The sequence below is a fragment of the Neobacillus niacini genome (assembly GCF_030817695.1).
GTDB classification, from domain to species: Bacteria; Bacillota; Bacilli; order Bacillales; family Cytobacillaceae; genus Neobacillus; species Neobacillus niacini_F.
On record NZ_JAUSZQ010000002.1, the window covers coordinates 3,729,040 to 3,752,172 of the forward strand.

The 23,133-nt window shown below is 38.8% G+C and carries 22 protein-coding genes; 7 read left to right on the plus strand and 15 right to left on the minus strand.

Going from position 1 to position 23,133, the window contains the following annotated elements; genetic code table 11:
- Positions 1–16: 16 nt before the first annotated feature.
- The 5 genes from QFZ28_RS18915 to QFZ28_RS18935 form a co-directional block, all read right to left on the minus strand.
- A complete protein-coding gene (locus tag QFZ28_RS18915; protein ID WP_307196085.1) occupies positions 17–736 on the minus strand; it encodes a response regulator in 720 nt (239 codons plus the stop codon).
- On the minus strand, positions 702–2,303 hold the full coding sequence (locus QFZ28_RS18920; protein WP_307196086.1) for an ATP-binding protein: 1,602 nt from the start codon (positions 2,301–2,303) through the stop codon (positions 702–704). Before QFZ28_RS18920 ends, QFZ28_RS18915 begins: the two co-directional genes overlap by 35 nt.
- Positions 2,304–2,394: 91 nt before the next feature.
- Positions 2,395–3,921, minus strand: a complete 1,527-nt coding sequence (locus QFZ28_RS18925; RefSeq protein ID WP_307196087.1) for a tripartite tricarboxylate transporter permease — start codon at positions 3,919–3,921, stop codon at positions 2,395–2,397.
- 24 nt (positions 3,922–3,945) lie between these two features.
- Complete coding sequence (locus tag QFZ28_RS18930; RefSeq protein ID WP_307196088.1) at positions 3,946–4,398, minus strand: tripartite tricarboxylate transporter TctB family protein; 453 nt, start codon at positions 4,396–4,398, stop codon at positions 3,946–3,948.
- A 60-nt stretch (positions 4,399–4,458) separates the two neighbouring features.
- A complete protein-coding gene (locus QFZ28_RS18935; RefSeq protein WP_307196089.1) occupies positions 4,459–5,490 on the minus strand; it encodes a Bug family tripartite tricarboxylate transporter substrate binding protein in 1,032 nt (343 codons plus the stop codon).
- Between the two features lie 230 nt (positions 5,491–5,720).
- Between QFZ28_RS18935 and QFZ28_RS18940 the strand changes: the two genes are divergently transcribed.
- Positions 5,721–5,918, plus strand: coding sequence for an H-type small acid-soluble spore protein (locus QFZ28_RS18940; protein ID WP_307196090.1), 198 nt, complete (start codon positions 5,721–5,723; stop codon positions 5,916–5,918).
- A gap of 119 nt (positions 5,919–6,037) precedes the next feature.
- On the opposite strand, the gene QFZ28_RS18945 is transcribed toward QFZ28_RS18940, so the two are convergent.
- Together QFZ28_RS18945 and QFZ28_RS18950 are read right to left on the minus strand one after the other, a co-directional pair.
- Positions 6,038–7,078 carry a cytochrome d ubiquinol oxidase subunit II gene (locus QFZ28_RS18945; protein ID WP_307196091.1) on the minus strand — a complete coding sequence of 347 codons (1,041 nt, stop codon included), beginning with the start codon at positions 7,076–7,078 and terminating at the stop codon, positions 6,038–6,040.
- Positions 7,079–7,090: 12 nt separating this feature from the next.
- Positions 7,091–8,452, minus strand: coding sequence for a cytochrome ubiquinol oxidase subunit I (locus QFZ28_RS18950; protein ID WP_307196092.1), 1,362 nt, complete (start codon positions 8,450–8,452; stop codon positions 7,091–7,093).
- Between the two features lie 168 nt (positions 8,453–8,620).
- Here QFZ28_RS18950 and QFZ28_RS18955 point away from each other — a divergent pair, with 168 nt between their 5' ends.
- Positions 8,621–9,226: a spore coat protein gene (locus tag QFZ28_RS18955; protein WP_307196093.1), complete on the plus strand. Its 606-nt coding sequence runs from the start codon at positions 8,621–8,623 to the stop codon at positions 9,224–9,226.
- 88 nt (positions 9,227–9,314) lie between these two features.
- Here QFZ28_RS18955 and QFZ28_RS18960 read toward each other — a convergent pair whose 3' ends face one another.
- The 5 genes from QFZ28_RS18960 to QFZ28_RS18980 form a co-directional block, all read right to left on the minus strand.
- On the minus strand, positions 9,315–9,806 hold the full coding sequence (locus QFZ28_RS18960) for a DUF6803 family protein (protein WP_307196094.1): 492 nt from the start codon (positions 9,804–9,806) through the stop codon (positions 9,315–9,317).
- A 270-nt stretch (positions 9,807–10,076) separates the two neighbouring features.
- Positions 10,077–11,360 (minus strand): purine/pyrimidine permease, encoded by a 1,284-nt coding sequence (locus QFZ28_RS18965; RefSeq protein WP_307196095.1) that lies wholly within the window; start codon positions 11,358–11,360, stop codon positions 10,077–10,079.
- A gap of 184 nt (positions 11,361–11,544) precedes the next feature.
- Positions 11,545–12,519: a carbamate kinase gene (gene arcC, locus QFZ28_RS18970; RefSeq protein ID WP_307196096.1), complete on the minus strand. Its 975-nt coding sequence runs from the start codon at positions 12,517–12,519 to the stop codon at positions 11,545–11,547.
- A gap of 11 nt (positions 12,520–12,530) precedes the next feature.
- Positions 12,531–13,691, minus strand: a complete 1,161-nt coding sequence (locus QFZ28_RS18975; protein WP_307196097.1) for an ankyrin repeat domain-containing protein — start codon at positions 13,689–13,691, stop codon at positions 12,531–12,533.
- Between the two features lie 109 nt (positions 13,692–13,800).
- Positions 13,801–14,361 (minus strand): hypothetical protein, encoded by a 561-nt coding sequence (locus QFZ28_RS18980; protein ID WP_307196098.1) that lies wholly within the window; start codon positions 14,359–14,361, stop codon positions 13,801–13,803.
- Between the two features lie 269 nt (positions 14,362–14,630).
- On the opposite strand from QFZ28_RS18980, the gene QFZ28_RS18985 reads away from it, so the two are divergent.
- Positions 14,631–14,783 carry a helix-turn-helix domain-containing protein gene (locus QFZ28_RS18985; RefSeq protein ID WP_307197070.1) on the plus strand — a complete coding sequence of 51 codons (153 nt, stop codon included), beginning with the start codon at positions 14,631–14,633 and terminating at the stop codon, positions 14,781–14,783.
- 43 nt (positions 14,784–14,826) lie between these two features.
- Here QFZ28_RS18985 and QFZ28_RS18990 read toward each other — a convergent pair whose 3' ends face one another.
- The 3 genes from QFZ28_RS18990 to QFZ28_RS19000 all read right to left on the minus strand — a co-directional run bounded on the left by QFZ28_RS18990 (position 14,827) and on the right by QFZ28_RS19000 (position 18,892).
- Complete coding sequence (locus tag QFZ28_RS18990; RefSeq protein ID WP_307196099.1) at positions 14,827–16,047, minus strand: amidohydrolase; 1,221 nt, start codon at positions 16,045–16,047, stop codon at positions 14,827–14,829.
- Between the two features lie 13 nt (positions 16,048–16,060).
- Positions 16,061–17,299, minus strand: coding sequence for an amidohydrolase family protein (locus QFZ28_RS18995; RefSeq protein WP_307196100.1), 1,239 nt, complete (start codon positions 17,297–17,299; stop codon positions 16,061–16,063).
- 72 nt (positions 17,300–17,371) lie between these two features.
- The gene (locus tag QFZ28_RS19000; RefSeq protein WP_307197071.1) at positions 17,372–18,892 is read right to left on the minus strand and encodes a glutathione ABC transporter substrate-binding protein; all 1,521 of its coding nucleotides are present in this window, start codon (positions 18,890–18,892) and stop codon (positions 17,372–17,374) included.
- A 399-nt stretch (positions 18,893–19,291) separates the two neighbouring features.
- On the opposite strand from QFZ28_RS19000, the gene QFZ28_RS19005 reads away from it, so the two are divergent.
- The 4 genes from QFZ28_RS19005 to QFZ28_RS19020 are packed head-to-tail and all read left to right on the plus strand — an operon-like array spanning position 19,292 to position 23,110.
- Entirely contained in the window at positions 19,292–20,146 is an 855-nt protein-coding gene (locus tag QFZ28_RS19005) for an ABC transporter permease (protein WP_307197072.1), read from the plus strand.
- Between the two features lie 16 nt (positions 20,147–20,162).
- Positions 20,163–21,083: a nickel ABC transporter permease gene (gene nikB / locus QFZ28_RS19010; RefSeq protein ID WP_307196101.1), complete on the plus strand. Its 921-nt coding sequence runs from the start codon at positions 20,163–20,165 to the stop codon at positions 21,081–21,083.
- Between the two features lie 12 nt (positions 21,084–21,095).
- A complete protein-coding gene (locus QFZ28_RS19015) occupies positions 21,096–22,118 on the plus strand; it encodes an ABC transporter ATP-binding protein (protein ID WP_307196102.1) in 1,023 nt (340 codons plus the stop codon).
- Complete coding sequence (locus QFZ28_RS19020) at positions 22,118–23,110, plus strand: ABC transporter ATP-binding protein (protein ID WP_307196103.1); 993 nt, start codon at positions 22,118–22,120, stop codon at positions 23,108–23,110. The genes QFZ28_RS19015 and QFZ28_RS19020 overlap by 1 nt, the downstream gene beginning before the upstream one ends.
- Positions 23,111–23,133 lie beyond the last annotated feature (23 nt).

Here is a 23,133-nt window from a genome sequence, read left to right on the forward strand (position 1 = left end):
TAGTAAAATAAAAATATTAAATCTTAGTTGCTTTGCTTGAAACAATATAAACTCGTTCTGGCCGGCCTACTGTTCCGTATGATAAATCGGCTTCAATACTTTCATTAGATACTAAATGTTCAAGGTACCGTCTTGCGGTGGTTCTACTTACACCTATTTCTTTCGCTACACTTTCTGCTGTTAGTCCATATTCAACCCTTCCGAGAACCTCCATCACTTTTTCAAGTGTTAGCGGGTCAATTCCTTTTGGGAGATAAGACTTTTCGTTACTTGCGCCATCAACTTCTTTTCGTAATAGCTTGTCTACCTGCTGCTGTGTCACATGGGTGTTTTCTTTCCCTAATTGTAGTACCTTTGTGTGATAATCCTTATATCTAAGTAACGATTGTTTAAAGCGGTCAAAAACGACCGGTTTGATAATATAATCGAATACACCAATACTAATAGCCTCTTGGACTTGATTGATTTCTTTTGTGGCTGTAATCATAATAACATCCATTTGTTTGGTTTGCTGTTTTGTTTCCTTTAATAAGTCCAGTCCATTCATGTCAGGAAAATACACATCCAGCAAAAGTAAATCCGGCTTCAAGATATCAATTAAGGTTTTTGCCTCAAGATAACTCGCAGCAATGCCTACGGTTTGAAAGCCTTCAATCTGTTCAATATAACGTTTTTGAATCTCTGCTATCCTCAAGTCATCCTCAATAATTAACAATTCGATATCCCTGTTCCCCATTGTGTACATCCCCCATGCTTTTTGGAATCGCCACTGTGAAAATTGTACCTTCTCCCACATTAGATGAAAAGGTAACATATCCACCTAAACTATTAATTGCGGTTTGAACTAGACTCAGCCCAATCCCGGCATTACTGTTCTTGTCCTTTGTTGAAAAGCCTTCTTTAAATATCTGGCCGTTATCTTTACTATCTATTCCTTTTCCATTATCTTCTACCTCTATAATTAGCTCTTTACCAAGGTCGGTCAAAAATAGAGATACTCTTTTTTCGCCATTATTTTCTTTTACAGCTTCAAAAGCATTATTAACAAGGTTGCCAATAATGGTTACTAATGAATCTCTACTGATTTCATATGGGATATCTTTAAAGCTGCTCTCTCTATCTATTAAAAAATTAACCTTCAATTCGCTTGCTAGACTTACCTTTCCTAATATAAATCCAGCAATAATTGGATCGGGTATTTCCTTCATTAAAAATTGAATGAATCCCTGGGTGACATCCACTTCTTTTGAGATGAAATCAATGGCTTCCTTATATGACCCAAGTTGAATCAAGCCTAGTAAGGTATAAAGACGATTGGAATATTCGTGGGTTTGTGCACGCAAACCTTCCGCATAAGCTTTTACATGGGATAATTCCTGTAGTAAATGAGCCAACTCCGACTTATTCCGCAAACTCGCGACAGCCCCAATCACATCACCTTTCTTATTAAAAATCGGAATCCGATTTGCCAAAAATACATCCCCAAGGATGATAATTTCCTTATCATATTCTGCCTGTCCATTTCGAACTACTTCAAGTAGATTTGTATTTTCTAAAACCTCTTCAATTCTTTTTCCACGGAGCAGCGTCTCATTTGGTACGCCTAAAATTTTATGAGCTGTTTCATTCACTACCGTGATTCGGCCATCGGTATCGATTGCAATGATCCCTTCATGAATTGACTCTAATATGGCATGTTTCTCTTGGTACATCCAGGCAATTTCTTTCGGTTCTAATCCAAACATCGCTTTTTTTATATTTAAAGAAATGAGCAATGCAGCTAATAATCCACCAATTAAAATAAGGAATGTAGCAAAAAAGATTTTTTTCTGTATTTTTACAACTTCCTTTTCAATATCCGTTTGGAGATAACCGACAGAAACTACTCCAATAACTTCTCCCTGATGAAAGATTGGTGCTTTTCCTCTTAGAGACGGACCTAGAGTCCCGATAGATTCTGATATGACAGGTTCTCCCTTAAATACAAGACCATTATCTCCCCCAACCATTTTTTGTCCTAATCGTTTCGGGTTGGGATGTGAATATCGAATTTCATTCGTATTCCCGATCACAATAAATTCTGCCCCAACCTGTTTACGAATGCTTTCTGCGATGGGCTGGATAACATCCGCAGGATTTTCCGCTTGAAATGCCTCCTGAATATCTGGCATACTTGCAATCGATTGAGCCACAGATAAGGCTTTGGAACCTATTTCATGTTTAAGATTGGTTTCCATGATATTCTTAAAAGTAACCTCAAAAATAATCCCGATTGAGATAATTAGAAGAAGAATGACTAACATTAATTTTGAATGTAAACGCACGCAATCACCTCAATTATATTATAGTAAAAAAACTCCTTAAATAAAGGAGTTTTCGCATTATTATAAAAATTTAACCTTCAATATTAATAATTACATCTTTCCCTCTTCTCTTCATCATGAATGGGATTAATAACCAAAGCAAGGTAATGATAAGAAAAACGAGTGAAATTGGTCGTGTAAAGAATACACTAAAGTCTCCATTAGAGATCGTTAAAGCTCTTCGTAAATTATTCTCTACCATAGGGCCTAACACCAATCCAAGAACGAGCGGAGCGATTGGATAATCGTTCTTGCTTAAGAAATAACCAAGAAGTCCACAACCCAATAATAGCAAAAGATCGTTCGTTGATACTTGGACTGCATAGACACCAAAAATCGAGATTGCAATAATAATAGGAATCAAGAATTGCTTTGGTGTTTGAATAATTTTGGCAAACACTTTGACAAGTGGGAGATTTAAAATTAATAGCATGACGTTTCCGATAAACATGCTGGCAATCAGTCCCCATGCTACTTGAGGATGGTCTTCAAATAATAACGGTCCCGGCTGGACGTTATACATCATCAGGGCGCCCATTAAAATGGCCGTTGTCCCTGAACCTGGTATCCCTAATGTTAATAATGGAATCATCGCCCCACCCGATGCCGCGTTATTCGCCGATTCTGGTGCCGCAACCCCTGCAATGGTTCCTGTTCCAAATTTTGAAGGCGTTTTTGAGATCTTTTTTTCTAGAATGTAAGAAAAGAAGGAAGCAAGTGTTGCCCCAGCACCTGGTAATATCCCCACAAAGAAACCTAAGATTGATCCACGGGCAATGGGTCCTGCTGATTCTTTCAGTTCATTCTTAGAAGGAAGTAAATTATTAATCTTTGCAATCTCCGTATCTTCCTCTTCTTTTTCCAAAATGGTTTTAAAAACCTCACCGACAGCAAACAACCCTACCGCAATCGTTAAAAACTCAATTCCCTGATACAGCCATGGAACATTAAATGTAAATCTAGCAATACCAGATACGTTGTCGATTCCAATCGTACCGAGTAATAAACCGAAAACAGTCATAATTAAAGCTTTTGTTACCGATTTTCCTGCTAATCCACTGACAGCCCCCAGCCCTAATAGCATTAAGGAAAAATATTCTGCTGGCCCAAATTTGAGCGCTACTGCTGATAATGGTTTCGCTAATGCAATCAGTGCCACAAGGGTAATAATCCCCGCCACAAACGAACCGATTGCCGAAATGGATAACGCACTTCCTGCTCTCCCTTTCTTAGCCATCTGGTAACCGTCCAATGTCGTAACAACAGAGGAAGATTCGCCTGGTGTATTTAATAGTATGGAAGTGGTTGATCCTCCATACATCGCTCCATAATAGACGCCAGCTAACAGAATAATCGCGCTGGTTGCTGCTTGTTCTGGAGGAAGGCCGCCCGTGATAGACGCCGTCACTGGAATGAGAAGGGCAACGCCGCTCATCGGTCCAATTCCGGGAAGCACACCAACAGCAGTTCCAATTAAGACCCCAACAAAGGCAAAGAGGATATTATACCAAATAAGCGCTGTTGTAAATCCCTGAAATAAATAATCGAGTGTACTCAATTTATGTCCTCCTATCTTTCTCGCTTAAAACCAAATTGGCCAGTCTGGCAGTGTACCTTTTAAAACCTCTACATATAAAAAATAAACAAGTCCTGAAAAACATGCTGATATGATAAGGGATTGAATCACCTTCGACCGCTCCATCGTTTGAAAGCAAACGAATAAAAATAGAAAGGTAGTGATGACATATCCGATCGTTTCTAACGTTAAAATATAAATCAATGTCGCTGCAAAAATGATTAGGAAAGGCTTGTACTGTAATTTTTCTTTCTTCCCCTGTTGATTCTTCGTGACGAATGTTTCATAAAATAAACGGATACTTAATAAAACAAGTGTGCTGCCAAGAATGAAAGGAAATATATTAGGTCCTACTGCACTTCCATAGGACGAGCTTTCGAGTTGCTTACTCCCAATAATAAAAAGAACACCTACTGTTAGAAACATAACTGATGCAACGTAATCAAATTTTAATGCCATTCATAATCCCCCTCAGAAAAAAAATAGGGGAAGGAAAAAGTTAACTCCTTCCCTTCTTTTTTACTTTTGCATACCTAATGCTTTTAATAATTGCTGGACTTGACTTTCTTGCTCATCTAAAAACTTTTTGAAATCAGAACTGTTTTTATACTCCAATTCCCAGCCTTGTGTCTCTACTTCTTTTTTCCACTCAGGAGAGTTTATGAGCTTATCAATCGCTTGTTCCCAATAGGCTTTGGCTTCTTTAGACATTTTTTCCGGACCAAATACCCCGCGCCAAATCGTAAACTCTGCATCGACACCCTGTTCTTTTGCTGTTGGAACTTCTTTAAAATCACCCGCTAAACGCTCGTCTGAGGTAATCGCCAACACGCGCACCTTACCCGCCTTTAAAAATTCTTTAACACTTGAGGCATCGGTACCAATGACATCTGCGTTACCGCCAAGTAGTGCGGTAATCGCTTCACCGCCTCCATCATAGGAAACGTACTTAACTTTTGTCGGATCTACCCCATATTTATAGGCAGGTAAAATGGAAATTAAATGGTCCATGGAACCTGGTGCTGATCCACCGGCAAATGTTAGTTTACTTGGATCTTTCTTTACCTCTTCCAAAACTGATTTTAAGTCTGTAAATTTGGAATCCGATGCTACAACAATTGCCCCGAAATCTTTTGTCAACTGAGCCAATGGTGTTGTATTCTTGTAGCCATATGGACTATTTCCTTCTTTTTTCAAGTTGTTAATAATAATCGGTGGTGAATTGACAAAGAGCATATCATTATTTTCAACTTGCTGGGTGGCGTACTCAGCCATAAAGACAGCACCGCCGCCACCAGGCTTATTCTCTACCGTCAAAGGCTGATCAACTATCTTCGTTTCACCCAGTACTTTCGTAAACGCCCGAGCGGTTAAATCCCAGCCGCCCCCTGCCCCTGATGGCGCGACAACTGTAATCGCTTTCGTAGGATAGCCGGTAGTTTCTTCCTTCTTACCTGGGCTTGCTGTTTCATTACTGCTGCTGCAAGCACCAAGGCTGAGCGCCAATGCTCCTGCAAACATTACTGCTGAAATTTTTTTAATAGAAAACATTTCAATTCCCCCTTGTAAACGTTTTCTTAATTTTACAAAACTTTTGAATATTTAATAGATTGTACATTTAAACAGCATTAAAAACTTATTAACCATTTTGTTCATTTTGTTCACGAGGTGGAGGCAAATAAATTTTTATTTCCCCGCTGGCAATCAAATTAAGGTGAAAGAATCCTTAGCTTAAGAATATTAAATTGCTATATCGGAAAGGATATTGTTGAGGTGTTTATATGAATCTAGATCGTGCAAAAAAAATCCTTTTTTCCGAACAAGAAATAGCCGTTCACTATCACGGAATTCCTGTCTGGATTGAGAATATTGATGAGACATCAAACAAGGCGGTTGTATCCGAACGAGGAATTCATAGTGAAAGACAGATCGTGCCGATAGATGAATTGGAAGAAACAGGAGAGTATTATACTGAATAGGTAGTATCTAAAAGAACCTTTTAAAGAGGGAACATGTTCCAATCTCCTTTTTCTTCAACTAATTCTGCATATCTTGTACAAACAAAAATCCCACCTTTATGTGAGATTTTTGTTTGTTTTTACTGGTTCCCCTTTTGCCTCAAATAACGTTTATCATTCATGAATAAACTCCAAAAGTAAATAAAGCCAGGGAAAAGGATCGCAAATCCGACGATATAAGTGATAAACACGGCTCTAAAGGAGTTAGGGTCAGTAAAGGCCGACTCAATGGTAACATTCGGATAGATGATATAGGGCAAGTGGGCCTTTCCATAGACATAGCTGGCAATCAGATATTGAATAGTAACCGCAATTACAGCGAGTCTTGGCATGCCTCTTTCCCCTTTTTGAAAAGGGTTTGGTGCATATAACCCGAAGCCGATAATTAAAAAGAAGCCAACCGAGATCAAAAGTAAAGGAAGATCTTCCATCATTTTAGTATATAACCAACCCACTTCATTTTTTAGGGTAATCATAATTAGCAATGCCATAATTAATGATATCGGACCAAGTATTTTTCCATCCCGAAGGTACACTCGGTACGCCTCCATTTCATTCGAAGCCTTCGAATAATCAGCTAATAATAAAGAAGAGAGAAAAAGTGTACTCGTTATCGCAAACCCAATAAAGGCATACTCATTGGGGCTTGAAAAAAGCTTGTTAAGGTTTAGATTCACCGTGCCATCTGCAAAATCAACATAGTGGCCATGCGTAATCGGCAACACACTAATTAACAAGCCGGGAATAATAATTCCTGCAATACCGGAAATATAAGTTAGCGGCTTCTTATATTCCGTAGCTATATTTGAAAAAACTAAAAAAGCACTTCGTAATGCAAGTAATAATAGGATTAAACTACCGGGAATTAGTAGTATCGTTCCCAAGATATTTGCGGCACTTGGAAAAAGGCTGTAGACAGCAACAACCAATGCAACAATAAAAGTATTTGTTACTTCCCAAGTAGGTGATAAATAGCGATTGGCAATGTTCGTTGCTTTCGTTTTTTCCCTATTGATGTAAACCATTGACCAAAAGCCGGCTCCAAAATCCATTGTGGCCATGACAGCATAAATAAACACGAACCCCCAAAGTACCGTAATTGCAATAAGAGCATCAGCCATTCGTTTCTCCCCCTATGAATTTGAACTAAATAATGGGATGCTTTTTTTCTCTGCACGCTCAATATCATCCAATTCTGTGTTTTTTCTAAAGAAGTAGAGTAATACCAGCACGACAGAAAGCCCTAAGATCATGTAGACAATAATAAACGATATAAATAGAGTACCTAAGTTAGTTGCAGTCGTTGCAGACTCTGCCGTCGATAAGATATGGTAGATTACCCATGGCTGACGTCCAGTACAGGCAAAGATCCATCCACATTCAATCGCGATAATGGCCAGAGGACCTGTCGTTACCAGCCCCCACAGCATGAGCTTAGGATAATGTGCTTTTTTTAAGAATTTTCTCCAGGCGAAAACTAGTAAAGGAACCATAATAAGTGCTGAGCCAATAAACACCATTCCATTAAAAAGAGTATGAATGAATAATGGCGGCCATAGCTCCTCTGGATAATCGTTTAATCCCACTACCACCGTATCAAAGCTGTTTCCCGCGAGAAAACTCAGTGCCCAAGGAATCTCGATAGCTCCTTTAATTTCTTTCGTTTCCGGGTCGGTGAAACCACCTATTGCCAAGGGCGCATGGGATTGTGTTTCAAATAACCCTTCCGCTGCTGCTAACTTTTCCGGCTGGTATTTATGTAAATATTGAGCTGATTCATGTCCATTTAAAGCCGTTAGAAAAGCAAAGATACCACCTACTACTAGACTTAGAACCAGCGCTTTTTGATGAAAAAGATAAACTCTCGAACCGATTTTATTTTTCATCATTTTAAAAGATGCAACAGACGCAACCACAAAAGCTCCCACCACATAGGCAGATAATGCCACATGTCCTGCTGTTACAAAGAAGCTTGGGTTAAAAAAAGCAGCCCAAGGATCAATGTCTAGAAATTTCCCATCCTCATAACGAAATCCCGCAGGTGTACCCTGAAAAGCATGGACGTTCGTAATTAAGACAGCGGAGGATAGTGCTCCGATTGCGACCAACACTAAGCTAGCAATCCGCATCCAAGGAGCAATTCTTTCTGCTGCATAGACGTAGATCGACATAAACAACGCCTCAATAAAAAAGGCATAGATTTCGATTTGAAAAGGAAGAGGCATCACACGACCAATTACTTCCATAAAACCAGGCCATAGTAACGATAATTGAACGCCAGCAATCGTACCAGTCGGGATCCCAACTCCGAGTAAAACGGCAAATGCTTTCGTCCAGCGTTTCGCCATTACCACATAATCTTGATCCTTTGTTTTTTGATAGATAAGCTCTGCAGCCAAAATCATAAGCGGCAAACCGACCCCTATCGTGGCAAATATAATATGAAAAGCCATTGTCGTTCCAAATAAGGAACGGGCTATTAATAAATCACTCAAATTGAATTCCCCCCCTTGCGTATCATGGTCTTGATAATTATTTCCAAAAGGACCATTAATATGTAAAGTTTGTGCTTTCTAAAATCTTTTTTTATAAGAATATTTGCCTTTCGGGGGGGACATCCTTAATTAGGGTTACACAAAATAAACCTTTTGGAGGATTACATTATGACAATGACACTTGGAGCACACGAGGTATTAGAGTTACATGAAGTATTAAATGATGCCATTCACGGAATCAATACATTACGCCTTTACCGACCACATGCAAAGGATCAAACTTTGCAGACTATGATAGAGATGCATATGAATGCCTTATCAATGGAATACAACAGTTTGATTCAGCTTATGAATCAGCAAGGTGCTGGAAATATGATGTCTCCTCGCCATATGGCAAGAACACAAGGTTTTCAGCCAACCTATGGGTTACGGAACCCTGAAACACAGACACCTGCAAGCTCTGTAGAAGATATAGATGATTATGATGTTACTTCATGTCTTATTAATTGTCATAAACACGCTGCAGCGATGAAAATGAAAGCAGCGTTAGAAATGGCGAACCCTACTCTTCGCCGTACCATCCAACTTGGAGCCAATGCATGTGCTGATATGGCGTATGAAGCATTCCAATATGCTAATCAAAGAGGATATTATCAGATTCCTACTCTTAAGGATACAACGCAAAGCAACTATATGCAGTCATACGGTACAATGCCTATGCCGCAAATGACACAAATGAACCAGATGAATCAACCTGGGAATATGACGATGTAGGTTAATATGAGACTGCCTTTATAAAAAATAAAGGTTAATTATTACTAAAAATCTCACCTCCATTTTGAAGGTGAGATTTCATTTATATTTACATATTGTGACCCATAGTCGGCATATTAGAAACAATCGTTGGATCAACCATTCCAGCGATCATAGCAATGTGTGCAAAGATTAGAAACATACCAACTAAGAACGCGTGAACTTTTAATTTTTCCTCTTGTGATTTGTTTTTATAAAAAATATTTAAATCCAAAAGTGCCATGCCCAGCAATGGGATTATTCCAAGTAAGTAAAACCCTACTGCAACCACATCAATCCATCCGTGCCATTCTCCTTTTGATGTTATCGGAATAACAGCATTAAATAGTAAGTAAATAAAAATACCAGTGAAATAAATTCCTACAAAAATAGATGTTATTTTGTTAACCAATCTTAATTTACCAGTTAGATTTCTAGTAAACAAAATTGCTAATTCTGTTACAGCAATTGTTTCAGCACAAATAACCGGAATGGCCATAAAAATAATCAGATTCCATGGCTGATTAGCGGCTAGTAAGCCCATATAATGTGTCATGTTCATCGTTTAAATCCTCCTAAAATCGTCTTTGTTTTGTTTCGATACAGATAGATTGTAGGAGTATGATATAAAGATACGATGAAGAATCTGTGACAAAAACTTGAATAAACTCTTCTTAAATAATAAGTAGCTCAGTGCCATATCGATAACAGAATAATAAATCCCAAACAGCAACCTTACCATCTAAAACATACAAATAATAGCAGATGATAGATTAATATTATTTTAGTTAAAATAGTAATAGCTGCAGAACAGGACTTTTGTATCTGCAGCTTAATTTTTTGGTTTCCAAAGTTGTTCAAACATAATCGCTAGAAATGTTCCTACTAATAAACCGTTTTTACCTATAGTTTGAATAATATATGGTAGACCATTAAAGATATCTTCAGGTAATAACATGATTCCTATTCCTACTAGTAAGGATACCCCAATTATGGTAACATTTCTGTCATTTAATGGATGTTTATTCAGTGAGCGAATTGCTATACCAAGCATATCGATTATTGTGGCTAGAAGGGCTGCACTGGCAACTGGTAAAGGCAATGAAGCTAATAAGCCAACAATACTTGGAAACAATGAAATGGTTACCATAATCCCACACGCACACAGAAAAGGAATAATACGATATTGTTTTGTTAATTTCACGAAACCAGCTGTAGCTGGTAATGGTACAACAGCAATCGTCGAGAATACGGCAGAAAAAAGATGAGAAACTCCCCCTATCCACGTTCCCCGATTTAGCTTGTCATGAAATTGTCCTTTATTATTTGGGATTGCTTCCTCCGCAGCAGAAATGGCCGCAAATGTATTAGAAATAAGTAAAAAGGTAAACAAAATAGCTGTAACGTATACACCCCCAGTTAATGTAGGGTATCCCCATGGGAAAATTTCTGGGATCTGAATGAAATCAGCTGATATTGAAATGGTTTGATGACCTCTTCCAAAAATAAAGAATGTAATCCAGCCTGCCAAGATTCCTAATAAAATTGCATAGTTTTTTAACCGTCCCTTAGCTTTAGAGGAAAGTATAATGATAAAGAAAAAAATAAGAATTGATAGGAGAAAGCTCACCCCATCCATCTCGCCCGTGTTCCTATCCATTGATACCATTCCCTTAATAAAGACTCCACTTAATTGAATGGCTAATATAAAAAGAAAAGTGCCAGTTACAATTGGTGAAAAGAGAAACAGTAAATGCCGCACCCACTTTGTTATCCCTAACAGAAATAATAATAATCCAGCAACGATTAATCCCGCCTCTAGTGTTTGTAATGTCTCCATCATTGTCAAACCTTGCTGTGCCCCAATGCTAGCAAAAATAACAAAAATACTAACCCAGGAACCAGCTGGACCATCGGCTATTGGATACCTATGACCAAATTTTGCCTGAATAAACGAACTTAATGCTACAATAAAAAACGTTCGCTGCATCAGCGCTGAAGTTTCTGCTCCAGTAAGCTGAAATACATTTCCAATTACGATTGGCAGCGCAATAGAATTAGCTAGCAAAAAGATAAACCATTGTAACGTACTTAAATATTTGTTTTCCGTATTCATGATGGCTTTATTACCTTTCTAACTTCAAAAATGTCAATGTCCGGCACCGTATTGAAACAGCGCCGGACATTATCAATTATAACAACATATGATTCTTTGTTAATCTTATACAATTTGCACAAATCTTTCATTGGTTATCCAGCACAAAAAGATTCTAGGTTATTTAGGCATCATATAAAATTACTTATGTTAAATTGTGTCCAAGCAACTGCTTCAGGATATGTGTACCTGCCTTTTCATTAATGGCTTTTTTTAAGCTTTCTGGATTGGTGATAATAACTCTTGAACCATTATTCTCTAAAAAGCTAAGGCTTGCCTCGATTTTTGGAAGCATGCTTCCCGGAGCAAAATGATTTTCAAGAACATATTGTTTGGTTTCATTGACAGTTATTTTATCGAGAGCTTTTTGATTGGGTTTTCCAAAGTTAATACAAACTCTTGATACACCTGTCGTAATAATTAATGTTTCTGCATTAATTTGCTTTGCTAATAGGCTTGTTGCAAAGTCTTTATCAATTACTGCGTCTACTCCAACGTAGGTGTTATCACCCGTTTTCACAACAGGAATTCCCCCGCCGCCGACAGCGATAACCACATAACCAGACTCAATTAATGATTTAATCGCATCTTTTTCAACGATATCAATCGGTTTTGGAGATGGGACCACTCTTCGATACCCGCGGCCAGAATCCTCAACAAAAACCCAGTCAGGATGTTCCTTTTTCATTTCTTCTGCCTGCTTAATTGTAAAGAATGAACCAACAGGCTTTGTTGGATTCTTAAAATTAGGATCATCGCTACTAACTTCAACCTGCGTAATAACAGTTGCAACTTTTTTATTAATCCCTCTTTTAGCAAATTCATTGGTTAATGCCTGTTGAATTTGGTATCCAATTCCACCTTGGGTGTCTGCTACACAATTTACTAGAGGCATTGGCGGCATACTTGCTATCTCATTTGCAATTTCAGATCTTCTAAGTCCAAAGCCAACTTGTGGTCCGTTACCATGTGTAACAACGACATTGAAGCCTTCTTCCACCATATCAACAATGTTCACTGCCGTTTCACAAACAGCTTCGTATTGGTCTTGAACTGAGTCACGACCATTATCCTTAACCAACGAGTTGCCTCCGATAGCAACAATAACTAGTTTCCCCACTGATTTACCTCCTATTTGAGCAAATCAAGAGATTGTTTCTTATGCAAATGATATAAAGGGTTCGTTGGATCATTGGCAATCGCATTCTCAATTGCTTCAATCGCTTCTTTATGCCTTCCTAGCGATCGGAGACTATTTGCCTTATGGAATGAGAAATCGTACCGATGTGGCTGAAGTGCCAGTAGTTTATCCATTTCCGCAACTGCTTGTTCATGTCTTCCTAATTCTCTTAAATAATTTGATTTGTGATAACGGTAAAAGGTTTCGTTTGGATCCATCGCACAAGCTTTATCATATTCTGCTAATGCTTCATCACGTTTCTTCATTAATCTAAGGCAATTTGCAGTATAGAAATAAAAATCAAGATCATTTGCATCAAGAGATAAAGCTTTATTGTATTCTTCAAGGGCCTCCTCATATCGCTTTAATTCTTGTAAGCAATAACCCTTATAAAAATATAAATCAAGATTTCCCATGTCATTTTCAAGGGCTCTATCAATTTCAAAAATTGCTTCTTCATACTTATCTTCTAAATAGAGTGATTTTACTTTTTTGATAGCAACATTCATCTCTACATATTCATTATTAAGAATCTTTACCACTTTTTCCTGGGCTAGTTCCTTTGCATGTTGGAGAGATGATTTCCCATCACGATCAGGCAAGTTTACATCCGCACCTTTTTTTACTAAAAGGTTAATAATGTCCGAATACAAACGGCCGCCATTACCGAGAATTACAGACTCTAATAATGCTGACCAGCCTAGGTTATTAACATGATTTACAGGTACACCAGCTTCCAAGCACTTTTGGACGGTTTTTAAATAGCCCTTTTCGCTTGAGGGTAATAATGCTGTTCCTCCAAATCGGTTCACACTATTTAAATCAGCTCCATAATCAAGCATTAAACTTAATATTTCATGAAAACCGTTTGCTCCTGCGCAAATAAACGGAGTCAATAGCGTGATATCCCTCGTGTTTACATCACTTCCTGATTCTAATAACAATTTCACAACAGCAATTTGATTTTTTTGTGTCGCTGCCATAAGAGCAGTACGTCCCTCATTATCTTTAAAGTGGACGTTTGCGCCTTTTTCTATTAGCTTTTCAACTGTAGCAAGTTCTCCTCGTTCACTTGCATAAATAAGCTCTGAGTTTTGCGAATGATTTTCCATATAGAATCTCTCCTCCGCTGTGAACTTCTGGTGGTAAAAAATCCCCTGCTCTCGACAATACCAGAGCAAAGTGATTTTCCTTGATTTATTAAACTGAACCTTGCGATTTTTAAGCAGCCTTTTCTTCACTACTAACTTGAGATTTGCTACGATCCATAGCATACTTGACAAGGAATAGCCCAGCTACCATGAGATAAGCATAGACAAACTGCTTCGATGCTGGCTGAGCAAATCCTACCGTTCCAGCATGAATGATACCAAATAGAGACAGCAGGGCTGCAATTACAGCTGCAATAGCTGCACGAACAGGTTGATTTTTGATTGCAAAGATGGCTAAACATCCCCACATTAAACTACTGATTGGGGCACCATTTCCTAAGTGGACTAACCCGTTATAATATACACCCTTAGCGGCAAGGACCTTGGCACCTACTGCTTGGCCAGTTGTTCCAGCAGCGGATAAAACATTATTAGCTAGTGATAATGCCCAGTTTGCAATCCAAGGGAATAAACAAATAAAGATTACTGGAACTTCGAGTTTTGGCGTTTCACGAACTACCTGGTTTGCCGTTACAATACCTACATAAACCAAGATTGGTACAATCGCGACCACTGGTATAATTGATAATAAAAGCGCACCAATATGAACTGCACCCGAATTGTTGGACACTTTCTAACAATGAGGGGTGTAGTTTTTTTATAGTTAAATTTAGTCCGGAGGATAAATTAGCGGCAGTTCAACGCTACTTAAAAGGTAATGACAGCTATCGCACGATTGGGGCTCAAATATTAAAGACCTGGAACTAGAAGAATTTTTCATGAAACGGCTCGCAAAAATTTATGAACACGATAATTCACATGGAACTAGGAACTAGCTACATTATTACTTTAGAGAACTACTTTCTTAACAACCTTAATATCAGCGAAACGGCAAAATCGATGTTTTTGCATAGAAACACGCTTATCTACAGAATCGAAAAAATTAAAGAAATATTAAATTCTGACCTAAAAAATTCAGAGGAACTGCTTCAAATCCAAATAGCATTAAAGATTTTTAGACTGTTAAATAAAAAACTACGAATAGAATCATAAGGCTAAACAAACCCCGTTAGTAAAAGCTAACGGGGCTATTGATTTACAGTTGTCCTGATACTACTTTTCCTTTAAAAATAACTGCCTCGCGCTTCGGTGTTCTTGCTACCGCTTCGGCTGAACATGATGCATGGACAAGAACAAGACTTGCTTCATCTCCTTCAAGCGGCCAGGCAACTTCGCCATCCTTGGTTAAAGGTGTTGGTCCGCCTGTCGCAAATTTTAACGAATGTGCTAATGAGCGTTCATCACTTCTTCGATAAAGTTCACCGTAACGTGTTACCTTTTCTAATACATCCCCTGTTCCATATGGTCCCCAAGAATCATAGAAACCGTCGCATCCTAAGTAGACATTTACTCCCTTTCGATCTAGCAAATCTATTGGCGGAAGGGTTCTTGTAATGGGAATGGTCGACATGATCGACACGCCCAGCCCGCTTAATTTATTTGCGATTTCTTCCTGCTGAGGTACCGGCACCTCTCCTAAGCTAAATGCATGGCTGACCGCAGCGCGATTATGCCATTTCGCTGCCTCTACCATTTCTGCTAATTTATCCACTGTATAAAAACCGACATGTCCATTATCATGTAAATGAATATCAATATCAGCATCAAATTCTGTTGCAAGATTCATTACTTCATAAAGTGATTTTTCTATATTACGGTCAATTCCAGCTGGGTCTAGGCCACCGACTAAGTTTGCTCCCGATCTCATTGCTTCTTTCATCAATGGAATCACATTTTCTCGTAAAAGACCGTGTTGAGGAAATGCTACGATTTCATAGGTTAGCTTTTCAGAATAATTCTCAAGCGCAGATTTTACACCCTCTAGGTTTTTTAAGCCAATATAAGGATCGATGTTCACATGCGTACGGATATGAGTGGAACCATGGGAAAGAAGCAACTCAATCATGGCACTAGCCCGTTGCTTAGCTGTTGGTGCTAATTCCTCAAGCTCCATTGCTTCCAGCCGTAAACGCTCTTCCAAACTTTTTGCTGGAATTGGAGCTTTCCAATCAAGAGAAAGATAGGTTTTATCTAAATGATTATGCATTTCTTTAAACGTAGGAATAGCAAGTAATCCCTTTCCATCATAAGTAGTTTCACCTGGCGGTATGACAAAGCTATTACTCTGTTTCTCTACAATTTTCCCACCCTGAAACTTCAAATGAAAAAGCTCCGTTTTTGTTTCATAAACACCTTGTTCATCCTGTATATATCCCGTTTCTAATTTTACATTTTTCAACCAATATGGAGTTGTCATTCCTATTCCTCCTTTAAACCTGTACTGGATTTGATTCTGCTAATTTACTTTCAACCTTTTTCCCTTTGAAAAATAATGATTGAACAGAGGCCCTTCTTGCCACAGCTTCAGCCGAGCAGGATGCATTTACAAGCATCATAGTGGCATCATCTCCAACCTTCGGCCAAACTCTGTCTCCGTTTTCATTTAATGGAGTTACCCCACCCGTTCCATATTTCAAAGTTCTTGATAGAGAATACTCATCAGACGTGCGGAATCGTTCTGCTAGTGTCCCAAGCTTCTGAATGGTATTTCCAGTTCCAAATGGCGACCAGTGGTCAGTAATACTGTCATGTCCAACTGATACTGTAATACCAAACTGATCAAGTGTTGGAATAGGAATGGTAGCACGGTTAACTGGTACTGTGGTGGTCACATCGATCTCCTGATCCTTTAAAACTGCTGCCATTTCAGTGAGGGAATCCCCTTGGAGATCTCCCAAAGCAATCCCATGGCTGATCGTCGCTCCACCTTTAAGACCAGCTTCTTTTGTATAGTGAGCCATTCTTTCAAAAGTAAATGCCCCTAATGTGTTTGGATCATGTAAATGAATATCGACACCTTTATTATTTTCTACGGCAATATCAAAAATGGTATATAAGGACTTTTCAATATTTCGGTCAACGGTTGCAGGGTCAACACCGCCGACTAATGTTGCACCATTCTTCATTGCATCACGAATTAATTGAACGGAATCACTTCTCAATAAGCCATGCTGCGGGAAAGCAACAATTTCATAAGTAAGAACATCCTCATATTTTTTTAAAGCGTTAACGGTTGCCTCTAAATTTCCAAGACCGATTATAGGATCGACATTACAATGAGTGCGAATATGGGTATGCCCGTTTTTCAGATATAACTCAATCATTTTTTCTGCCCGCTCTTGTGCTGTTGGCAGAAGCTTTGGGAGTAATTCCTTCTCCTCTTCTAATCTCGTAAAAATACCATTTGTAAGTGGAGTACAAGCTTTCCATGGCCCGCCGTAATAAGTTTTATCAATGTGTATATGCATATCTCTTAATGATGGGAGCAGCAATTGCTGCTTGGCGTCAATCTGCTTTGCTTCATCATTCGGGACTGAGTGTGTAATATCTGCAATTTTTCCATTTTCAATTTTTAAATGGCATATCTCTGTTTCGGTACCGGCAATTCGGTCGTTTTCGTATTTAAAGCCCTTTTCCAAACGGACGTTGATAAGCCAAAATGTAGTCATTCCGATTCCCCCTAATTATAAAATTAGGAAAAGTACTTTTCTTCAAAAGTACTTCTCCCTAAAAAACTGCCTTTACTTAATTACTACATCATCAATCATCAGGTAGTTTGCAGCATTCAACCAAAAACCGCTGACACTCTTATTATGAGCTGCCATGTGCTCATAGTTACGAATTGGAATATAGACTGCATCGTCCATTTCTACTTGCATAACTTCTTCATAAAGCTTTAAACGCTTTGCTTCGTCTGTTTCTTGACGTGCTGCTTCAATCTTTTTGTCTACCTCTGGATTACTATAGTAAAAGTGGTTTCCAGCTGGTCCCTGTGAAGCGGTATGGAATAAATTATATTGATTGTAATCCCCATCGCCTGTTGCATTACCCCAGCCGCCGATAAATAAATCATGTTCACCATTATTGATCATTTCAATATAGGCACCATATTCCATTACTTGAATTTCGACATTCACGCCAATCCCTTTTAATTGAGATTGAATAACCTCAGCCATGTTAATCCGTTCTTTACGGTCGCTTGTTAACAATGTAAGCTCAAGACCGTTTTCAAAGCCTGCTTCCTTTAATAACGTCTTCGCTTCATTTAAATCATAGTCGTAAGGCTTCACCTTTTCACTATGTCCATAAACCTTAGGACTCATTGCTACGTTTGCAAGAGTTCCAACATTATTGTAGACACCTTTAATAATTGCTTCTCTTTCAATTGCATGACTGATTGCTTTACGTACCTTTACATCATCAAATGGTTTTTTCTTTGTGTTGAAACCAACATATTCTACAGCTAGTCCTTCTGTACGGTGAAGACCCATTGTCTCTGAAGCTTCAATTCGCTCAATTTCCGTTACGGGAACCTGGTCATTAATATGTGCTTCCCCTGTTTCAATCATCGCAAGACGGGTTGCATCCTCCGGTACTACTTTAAATACCACTTTATCGATATTTGGTTTCTTGCCCCAGTAATTTTCATTTTTCTTTAAAGAGATTTCTTGACCGCTCTTCCATGCCTCAAAGACAAATGGCCCCGTTCCTACTGGGTGCTCAGATAGTTTTTTAGGGTTTTCGGCTAAAGCCTTTGGACTGATCATGCTTCCTTCCTGACTGGCAAGGATGGATAATAGAGGTGCATATGGGTAAGCGAGTAATAACTGAACTGTAAACTCATCTACCACTTTAACTTCTTTAATCATTGCAAATTTCTCACGCTGAGGTGATCCCGTATTTGGATCCAACAAACGATCAAATGTTGTTTTTACTGCCTCAGCATTAAATGGCGCCCCATCATGGAATGTAACATCGTCTCTTAATTTGAATTCCCATGTTGTATCATTTACTACTGTCCATTCTTTTGCTAGTAACGGTTGAATTTTGAAATCCTTATCTGGAACCACAAGTCCCTGATAAACCTTTTGGTAAATAATATTTGCGGACGGAATATCAGTAATAAAATGTGGATCTAGTTTGGTTGCGTCAGAAAGTCGAACTACAGTTAATGTTCCACCCTGTTTTGTTTCCTCTTTGCTGACTGCTCCTTCCTTAGAAGAATCTGATTTCGTTGAACACGCTTGAGCTACTATCAGCATTAAACCAATTAGTACTAATAGTAGGCCATTTTTAATAGAACGTTTTTTTCTTTCCACTTTTTGAGCCTCTCCTTTTTTTTTTAAATTAATTAAAATTCTGAAATAAAAGGGACAATAATTTTACGAGTCCTTCTAATCCTAATTTGAATTATAGAAGATGATAAGCTGAAATATTTACAGAATATTTACAAGAATTTTAACTATTTTGACAAATGATTTAAAAAATATTTACTTTGACCAGAATTTTGATAATTTTGTTAATAAACCAAAAAAAAATTAAAGATTCGAAAGGGGGCTCACGACAGCTAGAATTCACAGCGTTCTTTCAAAAAAAACTTAAGGAGGTTTAACATGACACAAGCAGTAAAAACAGAACAACCAGTTGTAATTACGCAAACAATGAATCATCCGAAAGAATCAAAATTAAGAGATTTTCTTTCTATCTTAACAATGAATAAAGCTGCAATGGTCGGCGCTATCATCATCTTATTCTATGTTTTCATTGCACTATTCGCACCATTACTTGCTCCATATGATCCATATGAAATTCAATTGGAAAATAAATTAATGCCGCCATCTGCCGATCACTGGATGGGAACAGATGATAAAGGAAGAGATATCTTAAGCAGGATTTTATATGGTTCTAGACTTTCAATGGGAATTGGGATAACCGCAGTAATTTTCGGTGCATTCTTCGGTATCATATTTGGACTTATCGCTGGCTACTATGGAAAATGGATTGACTCTATAATAATGAGAATTATGGATATCCTGCTAGCTTTCCCTGGAATTTTATTAGCATTAGCGATCATCAGCGCACTTGGTCCCGGATTAATCAATGTAACGATAGCCGTTGGTGCCTATTCTGTTCCATTATTCGCCCGGATCGTCCGCGGTTCCACCTTAGAGGTAAAACGACTCGAGTATATTGACGCCATCCGCTCACTGGGAGCAAACGATGCAACCATTATCTTTAAACATATATTACCGAATATACTTTCACCTATTATTGTTCAAGGAACACTGAGACTTGCAACGGTCATTCTCTCAGCAGCGGGTTTATCCTTCCTTGGCCTTGGTGCCCAGCCTCCATCTCCAGAGTGGGGAACAATGTTAAGCGCCGGCAGAGATTTCTTATTCTCAGCACCCTATATCGCTATTTTTCCAGGGCTGGCTATTTCTATACTAGTTTTAGGGTTTAATATTTTTGGTGATGGATTACGTGATGCGTTTGATCCGAGAATGAAGAAATAAAGGAGGTTGATTGAAAATGTTAATGTTTATTTTACGACGTTTAATGCAGACAATCCCTGTCGTGATCGGGGTAACGTTTGTTGTATTCTTTATTATGCAGCTTGTTCCAGGTGACCCCGCTGTATTGCTCGCAGGTGAAGGAGCTTCAAAAGAATCGATTGAGGCAATTCGCGAGCAATTAGGATTAAATAGACCTTTATTTGTCCAGTATTTTGATTACTTACTAAACGTTTTTCGCGGGGATTTCGGAGTATCTCTTAAGAATAGCCAGCCTGTCCTTGATGAAATCTTAATAAGATTGCCTATTACAATTGAACTTGCCTTTTTTAGTATCCTTATCACAATCGTTTTAGGGATGGCAGCGGGAATTATTTCTGCCATTAAGCCCTACTCACTTACAGATTCATCCGTAATGATAGTTGCTTTATTAGGTATTTCATTGCCAAGCTTTTGGCTTGGGCTAATGTTAATGTATTTCTTCTCAGTAAAGCTGCAAATCCTTCCTGTTGCAGGTTGGGACAGTCTCCTTCATATTATCCTCCCCGCTCTGACATTAGGTGCAGGCGGTGCAGCCATTGTGGCCCGAATGACGAGATCAAGTATGCTCGAGGTTATTCGTCAGGATTATATGCGAACTGCACGAGCGAAGGGATTACGTGAACGAGTGATTATTTATAAACATGGCTTACGTAATGCATTAATTCCAGTTATTACAGTTGTTGGCCTACAGTTTGGCGCTTTGCTTGGCGGTACGGTACTAGTTGAATCTATTTTTGCGATAAATGGATTAGGTAGAATGATTGTTGACTCGATTCGTATGCGGGATTTACCAATGGTACAAGGCGGAGTATTAGTTGCCTCTCTCGTATTTGTGGTCGTGAATTTGCTAGTCGATGTACTTTACCGATTCTTTAATAAACGCATTGAATTAAATTAACAGGTGGTGAATATGGTGGCTGAAAATAAAAATCCGATATTGGAAGTAAAAGGATTAAAAACACATTTCTTTACAAAGCGCGGAGTTAGTAAGGCCGTTGATGGCATCGATTTTACATTGCATAAAGGTGAAACCCTTGGAATTGTAGGCGAATCCGGATGTGGAAAAAGTATAACGTCCCTGTCGATACTGCGTCTAATCCCCTCCCCCCCTGGTAAAATTGCAGGTGGACAGGTTCTGTTTAAAGGAAGAGATTTAGTAACTATGTCTGAGGATGAAATGAGAAAAGTCCGTGGAAATGAAATCTCGATGATTTTCCAGGAACCCATGACATCATTGAATCCTGTTATTCCAGTTGGAGAACAAATCGCAGAAGCATTAAGACTGCACCAAAAGATGGGCCGCAAGGCAGCATGGGAAAGGGCTGTCGAAATGCTTAAGCTAGTCGGTATCCCTTCTCCGGAAAAAAGAGCAAAACAAGAGCCCTTCCAATTAAGCGGCGGAATGCGTCAGCGTGTCATGATTGCGATGGCATTAGCTTGTACCCCTGAGGTATTAATTGCCGACGAACCGACAACGGCGCTTGATGTAACGATTCAAGCCCAAATACTAGAATTGATTAAAGAGTTGCAAAACAAGCTTGGTATGGGGGTCATTATGATTACCCACGATTTAGGTGTAGTTGCTGAAACCTGTGATACCGTAGCAGTGATGTATGCAGGTAATATTATTGAACATGCGACTACAGATAAGATTTTTGCGAACCCTAGACATCCATACACACAGGGTTTACTGGATTCATTGCCAAAAATCCATGAGGACCAGGAAGAATTAACAACAATTGAAGGAAGTGTTCCAAGTCCCTACAATATGCCGGCTGGCTGTCGATTTGCTTCAAGATGTCCTCATCAGCAGCCAATTTGCCATCAACAGCAGCCAGACCTAGTTGAGCAGAATGATGGTGTTAAGGTTCGCTGCTGGATGTATACAGATCAGTGGTCAGAAAACGTTGAAAAAGAGGAGGCTGTTAAATAATGCAGGTGGCAGCAGAAAAGAAAGTATTATTACAAGTAGACCATTTAAAGCAATACTTCCCTGTTAAAACAGACTCCCTTTTAAAGCCAAAAGCTTATGTAAAAGCTGTAGACGATATCTCCTTCCATCTTTTTGAGGGAGAGACTTTAAGTATCGTTGGTGAATCCGGCTGCGGTAAATCGACAACGGGACGAGCGATATTAAGACTTGATGAGCCTACAGACGGAAAAGTTTTATACTCAGGGAAAGACATTCTAGGTTTTAATAAAAAGGAAATGCGTAAGCTTAGAGGAGATTTACAAGTAATTTTTCAGGATCCATTTGCTTCTCTTAACCCGCGGCAGACAGTTAAGCAAATCTTGAATGAAGCCATGGCCATCCAAAATGTGGTGGTAAAAACAAAAAGAATGGATCGAATGATTGAACTACTCGGCTATGTTGGTCTCCCTACAGAGGCTCTTGACCGCTACCCTCATGAATTCAGCGGTGGACAACGGCAGCGAATTGGGATTGCCCGAGCCCTTGCGGTAAATCCAAAATTAATTATTTGTGATGAAGCAGTTTCTGCCTTAGATGTTTCCATCCAGGCACAAATCTTGAATCTATTAAAGAAATTGCAAAATCAGTTTGGGCTGACCTTTCTATTTATTTCTCACGACCTAAGTGTGGTAAGACATATTTCCGATCGGGTCATGGTTATGTACTTAGGAAAAGTCGTTGAGATTGCAGATAAAAAAGATTTATTTGATTCACCTCTTCATCCATATACACGGGCATTACTTTCGTCCATTCCAGTACCAAATCCGGATTTAAAAAGAGAACGTGTTATCTTGAAAGGAGATGTCCCCTCCCCTATTAATCCGCCGACAGGGTGCCGATTCCATACCCGTTGTCCATTTGCAACAGATAAATGTAAAGCTGAAGAACCGTCGTTAAGAGAATTAGGTACGAATCATTTAGTCAGCTGTCATTATGCTGAGAAATTTATATAACAATTTATTTTCAAATCAAATGA